Origin of the sequence: Lentzea sp. DG1S-22, assembly GCF_036321065.1 — a bacterium.
GTDB lineage: Bacteria > Actinomycetota > Actinomycetes > Mycobacteriales > Pseudonocardiaceae > Lentzea > Lentzea jiangxiensis.
Genome location: NZ_CP143276.1, coordinates 3,202,079 through 3,219,553, shown reverse-complemented (window position 1 = coordinate 3,219,553; position 17,475 = coordinate 3,202,079). Strand labels below are relative to the sequence as shown.

Genomic DNA, 17,475 nt, shown 5'->3' with positions numbered 1-17,475 from the left:
GGCTTTCCGGCATGGCAACGATCACCGGGCCCATCGACGTGTCCGCGCTGCGTGCGCGGCTCGACCGCGCTTGCGCCGCCGCCGAGCAGGCGGGCGTCGACGCCCTGCTCATCTCGCCCGGCTCGGACCTGCGGTACCTGATCGGTGCCGGGGGCGACTCGTTCGAGCGCCTCACCTGCCTCGCGCTGCCCGTGGGCGGCACGCCGAGGCTGGTCGTGCCGAAGCTGGAGCAGCCCGGCTACGCGGCCATCCCGACCGACGAGCTGGGCGTCGAGGTCGTCACGTGGGTCGACGGCGAGGACCCGTACGCGCTGGTCAAGGCCGCGCTGAAGGGCACGCGCGTCGCCGTGGCGGACATGATGCCCGCCCTGCACACCATCAAGCTCGGCAACGCCATCGGTGGCGAGCAGTCCCTGGCCGGCCCGATCATCCGCGAGCTGCGCATGCGCAAGGACGCCGCGGAGATCGCCGCCCTGCGCAAGGCGGGCGCCGCCATCGACCGCGTCCACGCGCGCATGGGCGAGTTCCTCCGCGTCGGCCGCACCGAGCGCGAGGTGGCCGAGGACATCGCCGCCGCCATCGTCGAGGAAGGCCACACCGTCGCCGACTTCGTGATCGTCGGCTCCGGCCCGAACGGCGCGTCCCCGCACCACCGCGACTCCGACCGCGTCGTCGAGGCGGGCGAGGTCGTCGTCATCGACATCGGCGGCCCGGTCGCCGAGGGCTACAACTCCGACTCGACCCGCACCTACGTGATGGGCGAGCCCGCGTACGACGACGTCCGCGAGACCTACGCGGTGCTGCAGGCCGCGCAGAAGGCCGCCGTCGAAGCCGTCCGCCCCGGCGTGACGTGCGAGGAGATCGACGCGGTCGCGCGCGAGGTCATCGCGGACGCGGGCTTCGGCGAGTACTTCGTCCACCGCACCGGCCACGGCATCGGCCTGGACGTGCACGAGGAGCCCTACATCGTCAGCGGCAACTCCCTGCCGCTGGAAGCGGGCATGGCCTTCAGCGTCGAGCCCGGCATCTACCTGCCCGGCCGCTGGGGCGCGCGCATCGAGGACATCGTGGTCGCCACCGCGGACGGCGTCGAGTCCTTCAACAACCGACCTCACGACCTGGTGGTGCTTTGACCCTCGAGCAGATCGACAGGGCAATACTGAAGGAGCTCGCCTCGGACGGCAGGTGCAGCTTCACCGACCTGGCCGAACGCGTGGGCCTGTCCGTCTCGGCGGTGCACCAGCGGGTGAAGCGCCTGGAACAGCGAGGCATCGTCAAGGGCTACGCCGCCCGCCTCGACGGCGCGGAGGTCGGCCTGCCGATGTCCGCGTTCATCTCGCTGTTCCCGATCAACCCGTCGGAGCCCGACGACTACCCGAAGCGCCTGGAGCACCTCCCGGAGATCGAGGCCTGCTACTCCGTGGCGGGCGACGCCTCCTACGTCCTGCGGGTCCGCGTCGCGTCGCCGGTCGCGCTGGAGGAGCTGCTGCAGAAGATCCGGGAGTCGGCCAACGTCTCCACGCGCACCACGGTCGTGCTGTCGACGCCTTACGAGGACCGGCCGCCCGCGGTGTGAGCGCGGGCCGCACGAGCTGCCGAGGTGGGCCGGGCGTGCTGCGGTGGGGAGAACCCGCCGCAGCACCCGAGCTCAGCCGACCCGCCCGTCGGCCAGCACCAGCACCCGATCAGCCACCTCGTGCACGGCCTCGTGATGGGTGGCGATCAACACCGCGGCCCCCTCGTCGGCCACCCGCCGCAACACCGACACCGCCGCCACCGCGCTGACGGCGTCCAGGTGCGCGGTCGGCTCATCGGCGAGCAGGGCGGCCGGGCGGGCCACCACGGCCCGGGCCAGAGCGGCCCTCTGCTGCTGCCCGAACGAAACCTGCGAGGGGAACCGCCCGCCCGAAGCGGAGATCCCCAGCTCCTCCAGCAACGGCGAGACCCCGTCGACGGGCAACCCGGCCAGCCGCAACGGCAGAGCGACGTTCTCCTCCAGCGTCAACTCCGACGCCAGCCCCAGGGCCTGCGGCAGAACGGCGCAGTCGGACCAGGGAGCCGGACCGGGTGACACCGACCCGCGATCCGGGACGTCGAACCCGCACAACAACGACAGCAACGCGGTCTTCCCCGACCCGGACGGCCCGCTCAGCGTCACCAGCTCACCGGCGGCCACGGCCAGGTCCACCCCGCGCAGCACCGAGACCCCGCCGAAGCTCCGGTGCACCCCCGAAGCCCGGATCACGACGCGGCCAGCGGGATGCACAGGTCCGCCAGCGAGACCAGCCGGGGATCGTGCGACGCCACGACCGCGGGCACCGGCAGCGACGCCAGCGTCTCCAGCACGAGGTCGGCGGACCGGACGTCCAGTTGCGACGTCGGCTCGTCCGCCACCACGACGGACGCCCCCTGCGCCAAAGCGCACCCGAAGGCCAGCCGTTGCTGCTGCCCGCCGGACAGCGCGCCGATGCGCCAGGTCGCGGACCCGCCCAGCCCGAGGCGGTCGAGCAGCGACAGGTCGCCGGCGCCGGCCGCGCGCAGGTTGTCGCCGACGGTCAGGTGCGTGATCAGGTTGTCCGGCGGGTTCTGGAACACGACCGCGATCTCCCTGCGCCGCAACGCGCGCAGGTCCGACCACGACAGGGCGGAGGTGGGCACGCCGCGCACGTAGACCTCCCCGGCGGACGGTCGTTCCACGAGGGACAGCACGCGCAGCAGGGTCGACTTGCCGGAGCCGGAAGGGCCGGACAGCACGGTGAGGCCGGGCGCGATGGACAGCGACATGTCCGAGACGGCGCGCACGGAACCGTAGGACACCTCTACTCCACAAGCACGGATCACCTGAGCAGCTCTCCCATCCGCGCGGTTCGCACACCGCGCAACGCAAGCCATGCCGCCACGAGGACCACCACGGCACCGCAGCTCACCATGACACCCAGCAGCGGCAGCGGGTTCGGGAGCACCGGGGCCGGGTTGAGCCAGGGGGCGGGATCCAGGCGCGGTACGGCCGCCCCGGTGCTCGTGAACGACGCCAGCAGGCCGACGGCCAGTGCCGGCAACGCGAGCGCGCCCACCTCCAGCAGGTGGCTCCACCACAGCACCGCCGGGCGCATGCCCATGCGGGCCGAGAGGGCGCCGGAGACGGCGTTCTGGCGGCGGCGCACCTCGACGGCCAGCAGCAGGGCCACGGCGGCGACCACGGCCAGCACGACGCCGATCGCGGCCACGAAGCCGAACGTCCACTCCACGGTCAGGAACGGCAGGCCGTCGAGCACGCGGGCACGGTCGGCGACGTTCGTGTAGTGGATGCCCTGCGCCCGCAGCGCGGAGGTCAGGTCGGCCAACGGCAGTGCCGACCACAGGTGCCACGAGCCGACCTGGTCGACGGCGGGCACCGAGTCGCGCGCGACGACGTAGCCGCGCGTGCCGAGCTTCGGGAACGACGGCAGCGACGCCACGGGCTTGAGCAGCGGCAGACCCGGGATCTGGATCTCCTGGTCCGGCGAGCGACCGATGCGCACCGCGGGTGCGATGTCGCCGGTGCGCTTCAGGTCCGAGATGAGCGCACGGACCGAAGCGGCGTCGTCCAGGACGGCCGCGTCGGTGAACGTCGCCGGGTCCACGACCAGTGCGCCGGTGCTCACGCCGACGAGAGTTGTGTTGCCGCGCAACGACGACGGCAGCTCGACGCGTCCGAGGGCAACGTCCTGCGACACCTGCGCGGTGCTGTTGGCGCCGACGAACACGCCCGACTTGGAGGCGAGCGCCGACTGCTGCGCGCCCGCCACCGCGCTGCCGACGGCGATCGTGCCGACCGCCAGCACGCCCACGAGCAGCACGCCGGTCACGGGTCCGACGGCCGCGGCCAGCCGGCGCACCGCGAACTGCGCGGCCGGGACCTGCCACCACTGCACGCGGTGCGACCAGCCGAGCGACCACCGCAGCAGCCTGGTCGAGAGCAGTGCCGCCGCCAGCACCACGAGCAGCGGGAACGCCAGCGCGGCCACGTCCACGCGCGGCAGCGAGCCCGCCTTCGGCGACGTGCCGAGCCCGTTGTCCGACAACCGGAACCAAGCGAGCACGGCGAGGGACGCCACGAGCAGCTCCCACGGCACCAGGCCGAACCGCCGCGCCCGCGCCCGCCGCTGGAACGTCCGATGCGCCCGCCACGACGCCACGAGCACCGTCACCGCCAGGCTCAGCACCACCACGCCCAGCACGAGACCCAGCGCCACCCACAGCGTTCCGGGAGCCAGCACGACGCCCGGCGCGTACAGGGGCAGCAGCAGCCGCGCGGCCACCAGCCCCAGCACGCCGCCCAGCACCAGCGGCAGACCGAGCTCCAGCACACCGCGGAAGCCCAGCGCCAGCGGGCTCGCCCCGCGCACCCACAGCAGCCGCAGCTCCGAGTGCCGCCGCTGCGCCCACTGCACGGTCACGGTGCCGACGCCCGCGAGGCCGACCAGCACGCTGATGACCACCAACGGCAGCAGCGCCGACGAGACGTTGCGCTCGGACGTCCGCGCCGCCGCGATCGCGCCGGACAGCAGGTCGGTCCGCGTCAACGGCAGTCCGAGCGCCGCCAGCCGCGCGTTGCCCCGATCCCGCAGGGATTCGGCCTCGGTGAGCGTCGAGAGCCGCTCGGAGGCGAAGCGCAGCGTCACCGTGGCGTTCGACGCGAACTCCGGTGGCAGCAGCGCGAGGTCGGACGGGCTGGACACCCAGATCACCGACGTGCTGGCGCCGTCACCGCCCAGCGGGTTCGGCACCGCGGTCTTCGCCTCGGAGCACCACCACCCGTCCACGGGCTGCGCCAGGTCGGCGTAGACGGCGGTCACCACGAGCGGGGACCCGGTCAGCCGGTCGCCGACGCGCACCTTCGCGGACGTGGCGATCGTCTGCGGCACCCACAGACCCGTGCCGCCGCCCTGCAGGACGGTGAGGTGCGCCTGCGCGTCCGGCCGGTAGCCGAACCGGCCGTAGGTCGCGATGCCGCCGAAGTCCGGCCTGCCGATCCGCGAGTAGGCGCCGCCGAGGTCGCTGCGGGCGGCCATCGAGACGGCCTGCGACAGCGGCAGGCCCTCGCCGTCGAGGCCGGGGTGCACGGTGTGCGGGCAGATGCGGTCCTGCTGGTAGGCGAGCGCGGCGCTGCCCGAGGCGGACGAGTGCAGCGCGGCGGCGGCCACCACGAAGCCCAGCAGCAACGTCGTCACGATGCTCACGACGAGGGTGAGCGGACTCGACAGCGCTGCCCTGGGCGCGGCTCTCCACGGCAACTGCACGAGCGCACGCTAATCGGCGTTCGTCGTTTTGGGGAGGCTCGGGAGGTAACGGAACGGCCCGGCGCGCAGCAGGGGAGTCCGGACCGGGCGTTGTCACGCGCCCGAGCCCGGTGGCTAGAGCGCGAACCCCTCCGGGAACGGATCGGTCGGGTCGAGCAGGTACTGGCCCATGCCCGTGATCCACGCGCGTCCGGCCACGGTGGGCACGACGGCCGTCCGGTCCCCGAGAGGGACCTCTTCCAGCAGACGGCCGATGAACCTGGTGCCGATGAACGACTCGTTGACGAAGTCCGTCCCGATCCCCAGCTCTCCGCGGGCGTGCAGCTGGGCCATCCGGGCGCAGGTGCCCGTGCCGCAAGGGGAGCGGTCGAACCAGCCGGGGTGGATCGCCATCGCGTTGCGCGAGTGGGCGCCGTCCTCGCCGGGCGCGGTGAACTGGACGTGCTTGCAGCCGCTGATCGCCGGGTCCACGGGGTGCACCGGGCGGTTCACCGCGTTGATCCGGTCCATGATGGACAGTCCGGCGGCCAGGATCCTGTCCTTCTCCGCCCTGTCGAACGGGATGCCCAGGTCCGCGAGCGGCACGATCGCGTAGAAGTTGCCGCCGTAGGCCATGTCGTAGCGGACCTCGCCGAGCCCCGGCACGTCCACGACCGCGTCCAGCTCGTGCGCGTACGCCGGGACGTTGCGGATCGTCACGAGCTTCGTGCGGGTGTCGTAGTCGGCGAGCACCAGTCCCGCCGGGGTGTCGAGGCGGACGGTGGTGACGGGTTCGGTCACCTCGACCATGCCGGTCTCGACCAGCACCGTCGCCACGCCGATCGTGCCGTGCCCGCACATCGGCAGCAGACCGGACACCTCGATGAACAGCACACCCCAGTCGGCGTCCTGACGGGTCGGCGGCTGCAGGATCGCGCCGCTCATGGCCGCGTGGCCGCGCGGCTCGTCGACGAGGAGCCTGCGGATGTGGTCGTGGTCCTCGATGAAGTTCAGGCGCTTCTCGGCCATCGTCGCGCCGGGGACCACGCCGACACCACCGGTGACGACCCGCGTCGGCATGCCCTCGGTGTGGGAGTCGACGGCGCTGAAGTACTTCGCGAACCTCATGACGTCGCCAGCGCCATGTCGGCGTCGACCTGCGCGAGCTGCTCGGCGCTCAGCGGGCCGCGCGGGGGACGGCACGGACCGCCGTAGCGGCCGACGTAGTCCATGGAACGCTTGATGGCCTGGACGAACTCGGTGCGCGAGTCCCAGCGGAACGCCGGCACGAGCTTCTCGTACAGCGCGCGTGCCTTGTCCAGCTCGCCGTCGCGCGCCAGGGTGAACAGCTCGACGCTCTCGGCGGGGAACACGTTGGGGTAGCCCGCGAACCAGCCGGTCGCGCCCATCAGCAGGCTCTCCAGCACGACGTCGTCCGCGCCCGCCACGACCGTGAGGTGCGGGGCGGCCGCGCGGATCTCCAGCACGCGCCGGACGTCGCCGGAGAACTCCTTGACCGCCACGACGTTCTCGATCTGGCCGAGCTCGGCGAGCAGGTCCGGGGTCAGGTCCACCTTGGTGTCGATCGGGTTGTTGTAGACCATGATCGGCAGCCCTGCCTTCGCGACCTCGCGGAAGTGGTGCACCACCTCGCCGCGGTTGGCCCGGTACATGGTGGGCGGCAGGCACAGCACGCCGTCCGCGCCGTCCTCGGCCGCGAGCTCGGCCCAGTGGCGGGCCTGGTGCGCGCCGACGCCGTGCACGCCGATGACCGCGATGCCCTTGCCCTTCACCGCGGCGATGGCGGTCTGCGCGACCGCACGGCGTTCGGCGTCGGTCAGCGACGAGTACTCGCCCAGGGAGCCGTTCGGGCCGACGCCGCGGCAGCCGTTCTCGACGACCCACCGGCAGTGCTCGGCGAACCTGTCCAGGTCGGGGCGCAGCCCCGCCGGGGCGTTCCGGTCCTCGGCGTAGGGCAGCGCGGTGGCGACGATGACGCCGTCGAGGCGTTCGGTCATGACTTCTCCTCCGGGAGGTCGGCGAGTTCGCCTAGGGGGATCGGGACCGCGATCACGCGGCGCTGGCCGTCGAACGGGACGCCGGTCAGCTCGGCGGCGTTGCGGGCGCAGATGCGGCCCTGGCAGCGGCCGAGCGCGACGCGGCTGGACAGCTTCAGCTCGCGCATGCTCGCGGCGTCGGTGAGGTCGGCGAGGCGGACCTTCTCGCAGCGGCACACGGTGGTGTCCTGGTCGAGCCACGTCCGCCAGCCGGGCCGGACCTCGTGCGCCCTGGCCAGTGCCGCGGCGAACAGGCGGCCTCTGCGCACGGCCTCCAGCGCCTTGCCCGGTGGCGTGAGGCCGGCCGCGGCGGCCCCGGCGACGACACCCTCCGCCTCGGCCAGGTCGGCGCCGCCGATGCCGGTGACCTCGCCGGCGGCGTAGACGTCCTCGACCGACGTCCGCTGGTGCTCGTCGACCTCCAGGAAGTCGTCGGTGCGCCTTGCTCGCGGCACCAGGTCGGTGCGGGGCAGGAAGCCGTAGCCGGTGCAGACCAGGTCGGCCTGCACGGTGCGGTGGCTGACCGGGTGCCAGGCGCTGTCGAGCTTCGCGACGGTGACGTTCGGGCCGCGCTTGGCGATCACCGCCGTGCGGGTTTCCAGGCGCGGCAACACCTTCCGGTAGCGCGCGAGCTCGCCGACCTTGTGCCGGTTGGCGGCGACGGCCTTCGCCTCGCGCAGCCACCGGGCGGGCGAGGAGGCCTCGTAGACGCCGACGAGCGTGGCGCCCAGGTCCTGCAACGCGGTCGCGACGGGCAGCAGGAACGGGCCGGTGCCCGCGACGACCACGCGTTCGGCCAGCGTCACGCCCTGCTTCGCCAGCGCCTGGGCGGCACCCGCGGTGATCACCCCGGGGCCGTCCCAGCCGGGGAACGGCAGCGGGCGGTCGTAGGCGCCGGTCGCGATGACGAGCTTGTCGAACGCCAGCCGCCGCGGACCGCGCAGGTGCAGCGTGTGGTCCTCGACCAGCCACGCCTCGGTGTTCTTGAGGTGCGTCACGCCGCTGTGCGCGAACCCGGCCCGCCCGCGCAGGTACTGGCCGCCCGCCTCGGGTTCCGAGTCGACCATCGTGACCTCGGCGCCCGCGTCGGCGGCGGTCCTCGCGGCGGCCATGCCGGCCGGTCCGGCCCCCACCACGACGACCCTCACGGCGTCGTCCTGATCACGTCGCCGTCGCGCAGCGGGTGGCGGCACGCGCGGACCTCGGGCACGCCGTTGATCTCCGCGACACACCCGAAGCAGACCCCGATGCCGCAGAAGAACCTGCCGGGCAACAACTCCGCGACGTGGGCGACCTCGCGCTGCAGTCCGTTGAACGTCACCTTCACACCATCACCTCCGGGCGGTCGACGCGGAACGGGCGGGGATCGACGAGCGGCTCCTCGCCGGTGAGCAGCTGGGCGAGCAGTCGTCCGGTGGCCGGGGCGAGGCCGACGCCCGCGCCCTCGTGACCGGTGGCGTGCCAGAGACCGGGCGTGCGCGGGTCCTCGCCGATGATCGGCAGGTGGTCCGGCGCGTAGGGGCGGAAGCCGCCGTACGCGCGCATGACCGGGACCTCCGCCAGCATCGGGAACATCGCGATCGCCCTCCGTGCCAACGCCGTGAGCACTTCGGTCTCGATCGTGTCGTCGAAGCCCTTGCGCTGGCGGCTGGAGCCGATGAGCACCGTGCCGGCCGGCGTCGACTCGACGACGCCGGACGTCTGCAGGTCGGCGTCACCGCTCGCGACCGCGCCGACGTAGTCCGCGTCGTAGACCTTGTGCCGGATCCTGCCGGGGATCGGCGTGGTGACGAGCACGACGCCGCGCCGGGGCAGCACGTTGACGCCGAAGCTCCGCGCCCACGGCCCGGTGGCGTTCACGACCGCGCCGCAGCTGATCACGCCGTCCGCCGTCGTGACGCTACGTCCGTCCGTTGTGGACACCTCCGTGCGTCTGACCTCGATGCCGCGCAACAGGGTCCGGGTAGCCTTGACGGGGTTGAGCTGGGCGTCCTCGAGGTAGTGGACGGCGGCGGTGACGGCGGGGTTGAGGTGCGGCTCGTGGGCCAGCGCCTCCTCGGGCGTGATCTCGCAGGCGTCCACGCTCGTGGCCCGCTGCCGCGCGGCGAACGCCCGCAGGTGACCGGCGGACTCGGGGGTCGTGGCGACGACGAGGCCGCCCTTCTCCTCCCACTCGGCGTCACCGGCCAGCTCCGGCCACAGCTCGCGGCTCTTCCTGGCGAGGTCGAGCTCCGGCCCCGGCTCCTTGTCGCTGACCAGGACGTTGCCCTCACCCGCCGAGCTGGTGCCCGACGCCGGCCCGTGGCGGTCGACGACGAGCACACCGAGCCCGCGCGCCTTCAACGCCTGCGCGCACGCGGCTCCGATGATGCCCGCGCCCATGACCACGACGTCCGGGTGCATCGCCACCTCCGTTCATTAGAATGAACGTTAGTGCTTCGGATACTCGAGCACCAGTACCGAGCTGACCTCACCGCCAACGGTCTCGTAGAGGTGCGGGACCGAGCCGGGGAAGCACACGTAGTCACCCGGCCCCAGCTCGTACGGCCCCTCGACCGGCCCTACCCTCAGCTGACCGCTCGTGACCAGCACGTGCTCCCTGCCGGGATGACCTTCGCTGGTCTGCGTGGCGCCGGGTCGCACCCGCTGGTCGTAGATCTCCAGCACGGTGTCCCCGACGTCCATCCGCCGCATCAGCCGCAGGTCGACGGCGTTGCTGCTGAGCACCTCCACGTCCCGCGCCCGCACCAGCACCACGTCCGGCACCGTCCGCTCCGTCACGAGCTCCGACACCGGCACGTCCAAAGCGTTCGACAAACTGAACACGGTCTCGATCGTCGGATTGCCCGAACCGCTCTCCAGCTGCGACAGCGTGCCCTTGGCGATGGACGACCGCCGCGCGAGCTCCGACAGGGACAACCCGCGCTGCTCCCGGAACGCCCTGATGTTGGCGCCGAGAACCTGACCCGCACTCATAGCCGCTGATCGTTGCATAGGCTTGCGGCCATGACTGCGTACACGGAGGCGGAGGGCCGAACCCTCCGCACGGCCGTTTTCGGTGCGATGGTGCTCGTGTCCACCGCGGACCCGGGCTCGGTCGACGAGGAGAGCCAGGCGGGCGTCAGGGCCATCACGCTGCTCCCGGACGACCTGCGCGCCATCATCGCCGCCGCCCCGCCCGCCCTGCCGAAGGGCACGGCGTCCGATGTGGAGGCGGGCGTCCTGGCCGCCCTGCGCGACTCGGTGGCGATCATCAACGCCCACGAGCCGCGCGACGTGCCGATCTTCCGCGCGGCCGTGGCGCAGATGTGCCGGTCGGTGGCGGGGGCGGACGGCGAGGTGGCCGCGGCCGAGCGGCAGATGGTGACGCGGGTCGTCGAGGCCCTCGCCTGACGCAGTCGGCGCTCCCAGGCCTCGCCGCGTCCGCCGACCGGCGAGGCCTGCGGCACCGTCGCCGCGGACGAGTCAGACGTAGACCTTGTACTCGTCGATCATCCTGCGCAACGTGTCGGCGATCGAGGCGTCGAGCCACCCCACGGCGAGCATGTCCTCCAGCGGTTCTATGGCGGTCTTCGCCGTGCGCGCACGGTTGGTCGGTGGCAGCTCGTTCATGCCGGTGCGCAGCTCGGCCAGGGCGGCGTCGGCTTCGCCGTTGAACGCCAGCGTCTCCGCGTGGTCCAGGCGGCTCCACGGCGTGGGGTCGGACCCGACGACGAACTCGGCCAGTGCTTTGAGCTTCGCGAAGTCCCTGACAGCCTCGGCGCGCGTCCTCTCGTCGTCGGCGAGCTGGACGTTCAGCCGGCGCAGGTTGGCGAGCGGGTAGAGGTTGTGCTTGTCGAGCCGCGCGGCCTCCTGGTAGGAGTCCCGCGCCTTGCGCAGGTTTTCGAGGTCGCTGCCTGCCCTGCGCGCGCGGCGCCGGTGAACGCCGCCGAGGATGGAGTGCGCCTCCGCGTCCTTGGGGTCGAGCTCGACCGCACGTTGCAGGGAGTTCGCGGCGCCGTCGAACTCCCTGGCGCGGCTCTGGACCACTCCGAGTCTGCGCCACCACTCCGCGACGTCGGGCTGGTGGTGGGCGGCCTGGCGGAGGTGGTCGATGGCCTCGTCGGTGCGGCCCGCGTCGCTGAGCGCGATGCCGAGCTGCCCGTGCGCGTCCGCACGGCTGCGGTTCACCGCCACCACTCGCTTGAGGAGATCGATTCGCAGGCCGGGTTCGTCGGTGTCCATCGCGGCGGCGAACAGGTCGTCGCCGCGTTCGAGCCGCAGCTGCCGCAGTTCCTCGTCCCGCGCTTCCAGTTCGGCACGGGAGATGCTCAACACGGTGTTGCCGTGGCGGACCGGGCTGTCCGTGTTCTTCGTGCGCAGGCCGTTGAGGATCATGTTCACGATCTTCTGCCGTGCCTCGATGAGCTGGCCGTACGCGTTGCTGTACTGCACCACGCGGTTGGCCGCGACGTTGAACCGCACGTCGTGCTCCACGTCCTGGCTGACGAGCACGGTGACGTGGTCGCGCAGTGCCCAGCGGACGCCGAGCTCCAGGTACACGTTGGGGTTGGCGCCGGTCAGGTCCGCGATGTAGACAGGGGCTTCGAGCGCCTCCTGGAACATCGTGTGGTGGATGGGGCCGGAAGCCTCGCGGTCCTTCTCGATCTGCACCACGAACTTGACGCCCAGCTCGGTGGTGAGCGCCTCGGCGATTGGTTCGTAGAGGTCGTTCTTGATCGCCTTGATGTCCCTCCAATTCGCGTGCTCGCCGAGGCTGGTGCCCGGCATCGCAACGAAGATCGTCATCGGCTCGTCGGCCGTCATCAGGGGTCCTCCGGGGATCAGGCCGTGCCGGGACGCGACGCCAGCCAAGCTGTGTGTTCGTTGCTGATCACGGCCTCCACCTCGGCGACGAAGGCGGGCCACTCCTCCTCGTCGACGGAGAGCAGCCGCTGGTGGATGTCCGCGAGCTCGTTCGCCGCGGTGGAGTAGGCGACCTTCAGGTTCTCCCACTGCCGCAGTCCTATCCACGCCGCGCCGCCCGCGACCGCCGCCGCCATCACGCCGGACAGGTCGACGTCCCAGGCGCCGACGATGCGCAGGACGGCGAACAGGATCGCGATGAACTCACCGGCGAACAGCAGGATGCGCGCCGTGGTCGCCCGCCTTTCGTTCGCGGCGGCCTTGCCCCGGTACCAGTCCAGTTGCTGCCACACCCGGTTCTCGCGGTAGATCTCCCTGCGCTCGGCGAACGGCCTGGCACGCACCTCGGTCATCATCCGGTCGCCGGCCGGGTTGGCGCTGGTGAGCAACAGGGTGCCGCGGTGCTGGGCCGCGACCGAGGAAATCGCGGAGTCGAGTGCCCTGCGGGGGTTCGGCGTGGTGGCGGGCAGCGGGTCCCCGCCGACGGCGTAGCGCCAGGCCAGGGACTTCACCCGCTCGGCGACGGCGCGACCCGCGTTCCACTTCAGCTCGGGGTGCATGAACCACAGCAAGAACTCGCCGAACAACGCGATGAGGAAGCCGGCGAGCGCCACCCACGCCCACACGTCGACACCACCGCCGATCTTCCACTTGAACGCGCCACCCACCGCCGCGACCACGGCACCGATCAGCCGGATCCGGCTGAGCAGCAACGTGGCGCGCTGCCCGGCCCGGGAGGCCGCGTCGGCATCGTGGTAGAAGCCCGGCAGGTGCTCGTCGTTCATCCACGTCCTTCTCTCGTGCTTCGACAACGCTGATCGTGCGCGGTCAAACGTGTGTTACCACGCCGCCCTCCGCGCGGTCCCCGGTTCCGGGGTGATCGGGGTGTGTTCACCCGTACAGCGCAGGATTTCGCTGAGCGGTGACCGCGCCGTTCTCAGCAAACGGAGCGCATGATGGGGAGATGCTGGAGGTACTGCGGAGGCAGCTGAGCGAAGGAATCTTCGAGAAGGTCGTGGGACCGGACCGCGCCGACCACGCGCGGCGGATCCACGAGGCGCCCGGACCGCGCCTGTTCGCCGACGACAGACCGATCAGGCACGTCCACGCCGACCACGCCATGTTCATCGGGGGGCTGCGGGCGTTGCTGCTGCAGTCGCTGCACCCGCTCGCGATGGCCGCGGTCGCGCAGCACTCCGATTACCGCACCGATCCGTGGGGCCGCTTGCAGCGCACGAGCCTGTTCCTCGCCACAACGACGTTCGGCAGGGTCGAGGACGCGGAGAAGGCCGTCGCCCGGCTCGCGCGCGTGCACCGGCACATCCACGGCACCGCGCCGGACGGGCGGGAGTACCGGGCAGACGACCCGCACCTGCTGGCCTGGGTGCACGTGGCCGAGGTCGACAGCTTCCTGCGCTGCCACCGGCGCTACGGCGCCGAGCCGCTCGACGACTACGACGGCTACGTCGCCGACATGGCCGTCGTCGCGGAGGCCATGGGCATCCCGGACCCGCCGCGCACGACCGCCGAGCTCGAGAAGAGGCTCCAGTCCTACCGGGGCGAGCTCGAGGGCACGCCCGAGGCGCGGGAGGCGGCGCGGTTCCTGCTGTTCAAGGCCCCGCTGCCGCTGCTGGCACGTGGTCCGTACGGGATCCTGACGGCCACGGCGGTGGCGAGCCTGCCGGTGTGGGCGCGGATCCCGTTGCGGCTGCCCTACCTGCCGATCTCGGAAGCCACCGGTGTGCGGTTCGCGGGCCACGCGCTGATGCGCGGCATGCGGTGGGTCACGAGCTGAGGAAATCCATCACCACAGGGGTGGCCTCGGCGCGGAACTCCTCGAAGTAGCCGTGCCGCGCGCCCTCGACGAGGTGCATCCGGGCGCCCGGGATGCGTTCGGTGATCAGCGGGGCGTTCGCGGTCGGGTTGAAGACGTCCTCGCTGCCGTGCACGACGAGGGTCGGCGCGGTGATGGACGGCAGGACGTCCCACGCGTCGTGCTCGGCGCTGGCGAAGAGGTGCCGCTTGCGCGCGTACGGCGGCATCCAGGGGTCGCCGAGCGTGTTGAACGGGCCGCGGTAGGCGGGCGTGTACATCAGCTCCTCCAACGCCCTGCGCGCCTTCATCGGGTCGGCCTGGGCGAGGGACTTGCGCACCTCGGCGCTGCGCTCGATGCCGTGCGCGCCGCCGGGGGAGGTGCAGCCGAGCACCAGCCGGTCGACGTACGAGCCGTGTTCGGCCGCGATCCACTGCGCGATCCGGCCGCCCATCGACGTGCCGTAGACGTGCGCGGTCCCGATGCCCGCGTCGTCGAGGATCGCGATGCAGTCCGAGGCGAACAACCGCGTGCTGTAGGGGACGTCGGGCTTGTCGCTGGAGCCGGTCCCGCGGTGGTCGGTGACGATCGTCGTGAACCGCTCGGAGAAGTCCGGCAGGACCTGGGACCACCACTTCGAGGAGTTCGCCTGCCCCGCGATGAGCAGCAGCGCGGGCCCGGAGCCCTCGACCGAGTAGGAGAGCCTGGTTCCGTCGGCGGCACGAGCGCGGGGCACGGCGAGAAGTCTAGATCCTTGACTTCGCGATAGATGGTCTAGTCCAATTCGGGGTAGGACCCCCTGCCGGCCGCCACGCGTGAGGGATGGAGCAGCCATGCTGTTGTTCGCTCGAATATCCGCGGTGGCCGCACTGGTGCTCGGCACCGTGGTCGTGAGCCTCGCCCCTGCCAGCGCCGCCGGTGTCACGGCGACGTTCTCCAAGCAGTCCTGGAGCACCGGCTACACCGCGACGGTGACGATCAAGAACGAGACCAGCGCGGCCGTCAGCTCCTGGAAGGTCGAGTTCGACTACCCGGCCTCGACCTCCGTCGGTGCCTACTGGGACTCGCTGCTCACCAGGAGCGGCACCCGCAACACGTTCGTCAACCGCGAGTACAACGGCTCGATCGCCCCCGGCGCGAGCGTCTCGTTCGGCTTCAACGCCGCCGGCACCGCCGACCCGGCGAACTGCACGGTCAACGGCGCCGCCTGCACCGGGGGCACCGGGCCTACAACCAGTACGACGACGAGCACGACCACCACCACTACGACCACCACTACGACGACCACCACGACCACGACCACGACCGGTCAGCCGCCCACGGGACAGCTGCCGCGCAAGGTGCTCGTCGGCTACCTGCACGCGAGCTTCGCCAACGGCTCCGGCTACATCCGCATGAAGGACGTGCCGGACGAGTGGGACGTCATCAACCTGTCGTTCGCCGAGTCCACCAGCGCGACGAGCGGGGAGCTGCGGTTCACCCAGTGCCCGGTGGCGGAGTGCCCGAACGTCGAGTCCGAGGCCGAGTTCATCGCCGGCATCCGCGCCCAGCAGCAGAAGGGCAAGAAGGTCAACATCTCCATCGGCGGCCAGAACGGCCAGGTGCGGCTGGAGACGACGGCGGCGCGCGACGCGTTCGTGCGCTCGGCGTCGGCGATCATCGACAAGTACGGCCTGAACGGGCTCGACGTCGACTTCGAGGGCCACTCGCTGTCTCTCGACGCCGGTGACACCGACTTCAAGAACCCGACCACGCCCGTGGTCGTGAACCTGATCTCGGCGCTGCGCTCGCTGAAGGCGCGCTACGGGGCCGGCTTCGTGCTCACGATGGCGCCGGAGACGTTCTTCGTGCAGGTCGGCTACCAGTTCTACGGCGGTGCGGGCGGCGGTGACTCGCGCACGGGCGCCTACCTGCCGGTGATCGAGGCCATGCGCAACGACCTGACGTTGCTGCACGTGCAGGACTACAACTCCGGACCCGTGATGGGGCTGGACAACCAGTACCACAACATGGGTGGCGCGGACTTCCACGTCGCGATGACCGACATGGTGCTCGCCGGGTTCCCCGTGCGAGGTGACGCGACGAAGTTCTTCGCGCCGTTGCGCCAGGAACAGGTCGCGTTCGGCCTGCCCGCCGCGATGTACGCGGGCAACGGGTTCACGTCCGTCGCGGACGTGCAGACCGCGCTGGACTGCCTCACCAAGGGCACGCGGTGCGGCAGCTACAAGCCGAAGGGCGTGTACCCGAACCTGCGCGGCCTCATGACGTGGTCGATCAACTGGGACAAGTACAACAACTACGAGTTCTCCAAGGCCCACCGGGCTTATCTGCCCCGCTAGCGGCTGTCGGGGGCGGCCCGCGGGCCGCCCCCGCACCCCGTCAGGCGAGCGTGGACCAGAACTGCAGCTCGTAGGCCTGCAGCAGGCGGCCGTAGCGCCACGCGTGCTTCGGCTGCCAGCCGGAGTCCAGCGCCGCCTGGATCGCCGCCACCGCGCGCTCTTCCAGCTGCGGCGCGGGAGTCGCGAAGAAGTCCACGAACCCGCAGGCCTCGTCGCCGAAGCCGTAGTGCTCGCGCAGCCCCTTCGCCATCCGCGCGCAGTACCCGCCCCACGCCGTGAAGTTCGCGAGGATCGCGAGGACCACGTCCGTCGGCTCGCCGTTGAGCGCCATCCACGCCTGGTACGCCGGGTAGGCCTGGCAGCCGGGGAACGGCTCGTAGGCGTGGAAGTCCTGGGCGGACATGCCGGCGGCCTCGGCCAACGGCGGCAGCATCGGCAGCACGAGCTCCTCGCCACCGGCGAGCAGCGTGAAGAACGCCCGCGCGTTCGGCTCCTCCGCCTTCGACGCGAGCGCCAGGAATGTTCGCCAGTCCGACGACACGATGTGGTTCTCTTCCGCGGCGAAGGTCTGGATCACGGCACGCGGAGCCTGCCCGGTCTCGATCAGCTTCACCACGAGGTTGTCGTGGTCACCGGGGTGCAGCTCCGTGCGGATGCGCGTGACCAGCTCTTTTGCGTTCATGGTCGAGATTCTCGCGCACCCGGGAAATCGTTCGCCAGAGCGGCGGTCGATCGGGGAGCATCTTCGCCCGTGGCTGAACACACCTACCGAGTACTCGTCCGCGGCCGCTTCGCCGACCTCACCGACGACCAGCGCACGACCCTGCGCGAGCGCTTGCGGGGCTTCGACTTCCTGCGCGACGCGGGCTTCAGCGAAGAGGGTGCGCTGTCCTACGACGAGAAGCTCGACTTCTTCAGCTACCGCGTGGTGCTGACGGCGTCGGAGAAGCCGGACGAGGCCGGGCTGCGCCGCGCGTCCACGGCGCTCGACGAGCTGGGCGTGGACTTCCGGGGCCTGAAGGCCAAGGTCACCGACATGGACGAGATGAAGATCAACCGCCCGAAGCGGCTCGGCTGAACCGGAACGGGCCCGCGCTCCG

Annotated in this window: 19 protein-coding genes; 6 read left to right on the top strand and 13 right to left on the bottom strand. The window is 71.6% G+C overall.

Annotation, left to right across the window (positions count from 1 at the left end):
• Nucleotides 1–11: 11 nt before the first annotated feature.
• Both V1227_RS14050 and V1227_RS14045 read left to right on the top strand, forming a co-directional pair.
• Complete coding sequence (locus V1227_RS14050) at nt 12–1,133, top strand: M24 family metallopeptidase (protein WP_329793001.1); 1,122 nt, start codon at nt 12–14, stop codon at nt 1,131–1,133.
• Entirely contained in the window at nt 1,130–1,576 is a 447-nt protein-coding gene (locus V1227_RS14045; RefSeq protein ID WP_329793000.1) for an Lrp/AsnC family transcriptional regulator, read from the top strand. The genes V1227_RS14050 and V1227_RS14045 overlap by 4 nt, the downstream gene beginning before the upstream one ends.
• Nucleotides 1,577–1,648: 72 nt before the next feature.
• On the opposite strand, the gene V1227_RS14040 is transcribed toward V1227_RS14045, so the two are convergent.
• The 9 genes from V1227_RS14040 to V1227_RS14000 form a co-directional block, all read right to left on the bottom strand.
• Nucleotides 1,649–2,242, bottom strand: a complete 594-nt coding sequence (locus V1227_RS14040; RefSeq protein WP_329794021.1) for an ATP-binding cassette domain-containing protein — start codon at nt 2,240–2,242, stop codon at nt 1,649–1,651.
• A complete protein-coding gene (locus V1227_RS14035; protein WP_329792999.1) occupies nt 2,242–2,817 on the bottom strand; it encodes an ATP-binding cassette domain-containing protein in 576 nt (191 codons plus the stop codon). Before V1227_RS14035 ends, V1227_RS14040 begins: the two co-directional genes overlap by 1 nt.
• 20 nt (nt 2,818–2,837) lie before the next feature.
• Nucleotides 2,838–5,282: an ABC transporter permease gene (locus V1227_RS14030; RefSeq protein ID WP_329792998.1), complete on the bottom strand. Its 2,445-nt coding sequence runs from the start codon at nt 5,280–5,282 to the stop codon at nt 2,838–2,840.
• Between the two features lie 114 nt (nt 5,283–5,396).
• Nucleotides 5,397–6,389: a proline racemase family protein gene (locus V1227_RS14025; RefSeq protein ID WP_329792997.1), complete on the bottom strand. Its 993-nt coding sequence runs from the start codon at nt 6,387–6,389 to the stop codon at nt 5,397–5,399.
• On the bottom strand, nt 6,386–7,279 hold the full coding sequence (locus tag V1227_RS14020; RefSeq protein ID WP_329792996.1) for a dihydrodipicolinate synthase family protein: 894 nt from the start codon (nt 7,277–7,279) through the stop codon (nt 6,386–6,388). Before V1227_RS14020 ends, V1227_RS14025 begins: the two co-directional genes overlap by 4 nt.
• Nucleotides 7,276–8,466 carry an FAD/NAD(P)-binding oxidoreductase gene (locus tag V1227_RS14015; protein ID WP_329792995.1) on the bottom strand — a complete coding sequence of 397 codons (1,191 nt, stop codon included), beginning with the start codon at nt 8,464–8,466 and terminating at the stop codon, nt 7,276–7,278. Before V1227_RS14015 ends, V1227_RS14020 begins: the two co-directional genes overlap by 4 nt.
• Nucleotides 8,463–8,639, bottom strand: coding sequence for a 2Fe-2S iron-sulfur cluster-binding protein (locus V1227_RS14010; RefSeq protein WP_329792993.1), 177 nt, complete (start codon nt 8,637–8,639; stop codon nt 8,463–8,465). Before V1227_RS14010 ends, V1227_RS14015 begins: the two co-directional genes overlap by 4 nt.
• A 2-nt stretch (nt 8,640–8,641) precedes the next feature.
• Nucleotides 8,642–9,721, bottom strand: a complete 1,080-nt coding sequence (locus tag V1227_RS14005; protein ID WP_329792992.1) for an NAD(P)/FAD-dependent oxidoreductase — start codon at nt 9,719–9,721, stop codon at nt 8,642–8,644.
• Between the two features lie 27 nt (nt 9,722–9,748).
• On the bottom strand, nt 9,749–10,294 hold the full coding sequence (locus V1227_RS14000) for a helix-turn-helix domain-containing protein (protein WP_329792991.1): 546 nt from the start codon (nt 10,292–10,294) through the stop codon (nt 9,749–9,751).
• Nucleotides 10,295–10,324: 30 nt separating this feature from the next.
• On the opposite strand from V1227_RS14000, the gene V1227_RS13995 reads away from it, so the two are divergent.
• Nucleotides 10,325–10,711, top strand: a complete 387-nt coding sequence (locus V1227_RS13995) for a TerB family tellurite resistance protein (protein ID WP_329792990.1) — start codon at nt 10,325–10,327, stop codon at nt 10,709–10,711.
• Nucleotides 10,712–10,783: 72 nt separating this feature from the next.
• On the opposite strand, the gene V1227_RS13990 is transcribed toward V1227_RS13995, so the two are convergent.
• Nucleotides 10,784–12,124, bottom strand: coding sequence for a tetratricopeptide repeat protein (locus tag V1227_RS13990; RefSeq protein ID WP_329792989.1), 1,341 nt, complete (start codon nt 12,122–12,124; stop codon nt 10,784–10,786).
• Between the two features lie 17 nt (nt 12,125–12,141).
• The gene (locus V1227_RS13985; RefSeq protein WP_329792988.1) at nt 12,142–13,008 is read right to left on the bottom strand and encodes a DUF4231 domain-containing protein; all 867 of its coding nucleotides are present in this window, start codon (nt 13,006–13,008) and stop codon (nt 12,142–12,144) included.
• 179 nt (nt 13,009–13,187) lie between these two features.
• On the opposite strand from V1227_RS13985, the gene V1227_RS13980 reads away from it, so the two are divergent.
• On the top strand, nt 13,188–14,018 hold the full coding sequence (locus V1227_RS13980; RefSeq protein WP_329792987.1) for an oxygenase MpaB family protein: 831 nt from the start codon (nt 13,188–13,190) through the stop codon (nt 14,016–14,018).
• Here V1227_RS13980 and V1227_RS13975 read toward each other — a convergent pair.
• On the bottom strand, nt 14,008–14,772 hold the full coding sequence (locus V1227_RS13975) for an alpha/beta fold hydrolase (RefSeq protein ID WP_329792986.1): 765 nt from the start codon (nt 14,770–14,772) through the stop codon (nt 14,008–14,010). The genes V1227_RS13980 and V1227_RS13975 overlap by 11 nt on opposite strands.
• Before the next feature lie 97 nt (nt 14,773–14,869).
• Between V1227_RS13975 and V1227_RS13970 the strand changes: the two genes are divergently transcribed.
• The gene (locus V1227_RS13970) at nt 14,870–16,375 is read left to right on the top strand and encodes a chitinase (RefSeq protein WP_329792985.1); all 1,506 of its coding nucleotides are present in this window, start codon (nt 14,870–14,872) and stop codon (nt 16,373–16,375) included.
• A 40-nt stretch (nt 16,376–16,415) separates the two neighbouring features.
• On the opposite strand, the gene V1227_RS13965 is transcribed toward V1227_RS13970, so the two are convergent.
• Complete coding sequence (locus V1227_RS13965; RefSeq protein ID WP_329792984.1) at nt 16,416–17,057, bottom strand: transcriptional regulator; 642 nt, start codon at nt 17,055–17,057, stop codon at nt 16,416–16,418.
• Between the two features lie 69 nt (nt 17,058–17,126).
• Here V1227_RS13965 and V1227_RS13960 point away from each other — a divergent pair, with 69 nt between their 5' ends.
• A complete protein-coding gene (locus V1227_RS13960) occupies nt 17,127–17,453 on the top strand; it encodes a DUF6204 family protein (protein ID WP_329792983.1) in 327 nt (108 codons plus the stop codon).
• Nucleotides 17,454–17,475 lie beyond the last annotated feature (22 nt).

Excerpts from the sequence above, each read along its gene's own strand:
- V1227_RS14050 (WP_329793001.1), top strand. The coding sequence starts at position 12 with ATGGCAACGATCACCGGGCCCATCGACGTGTCCGCGCTGCGTGCGCGG.
- V1227_RS14025 (WP_329792997.1), bottom strand. The coding sequence starts at position 6,389 with ATGAGGTTCGCGAAGTACTTCAGCGCCGTCGACTCCCACACCGAGGGC.
- V1227_RS14020 (WP_329792996.1), bottom strand. The coding sequence starts at position 7,279 with ATGACCGAACGCCTCGACGGCGTCATCGTCGCCACCGCGCTGCCCTAC.
- V1227_RS14005 (WP_329792992.1), bottom strand. The coding sequence starts at position 9,721 with ATGCACCCGGACGTCGTGGTCATGGGCGCGGGCATCATCGGAGCCGCG.
- V1227_RS14000 (WP_329792991.1), bottom strand. The coding sequence starts at position 10,294 with ATGAGTGCGGGTCAGGTTCTCGGCGCCAACATCAGGGCGTTCCGGGAG.
- V1227_RS13995 (WP_329792990.1), top strand. The coding sequence starts at position 10,325 with ATGACTGCGTACACGGAGGCGGAGGGCCGAACCCTCCGCACGGCCGTT.
- V1227_RS13990 (WP_329792989.1), bottom strand. The coding sequence starts at position 12,124 with ATGACGGCCGACGAGCCGATGACGATCTTCGTTGCGATGCCGGGCACC.
- V1227_RS13985 (WP_329792988.1), bottom strand. The coding sequence starts at position 13,008 with ATGAACGACGAGCACCTGCCGGGCTTCTACCACGATGCCGACGCGGCC.
- V1227_RS13980 (WP_329792987.1), top strand. The coding sequence starts at position 13,188 with ATGCTGGAGGTACTGCGGAGGCAGCTGAGCGAAGGAATCTTCGAGAAG.
- V1227_RS13970 (WP_329792985.1), top strand. The coding sequence starts at position 14,870 with ATGCTGTTGTTCGCTCGAATATCCGCGGTGGCCGCACTGGTGCTCGGC.
- V1227_RS13965 (WP_329792984.1), bottom strand. The coding sequence starts at position 17,057 with ATGAACGCAAAAGAGCTGGTCACGCGCATCCGCACGGAGCTGCACCCC.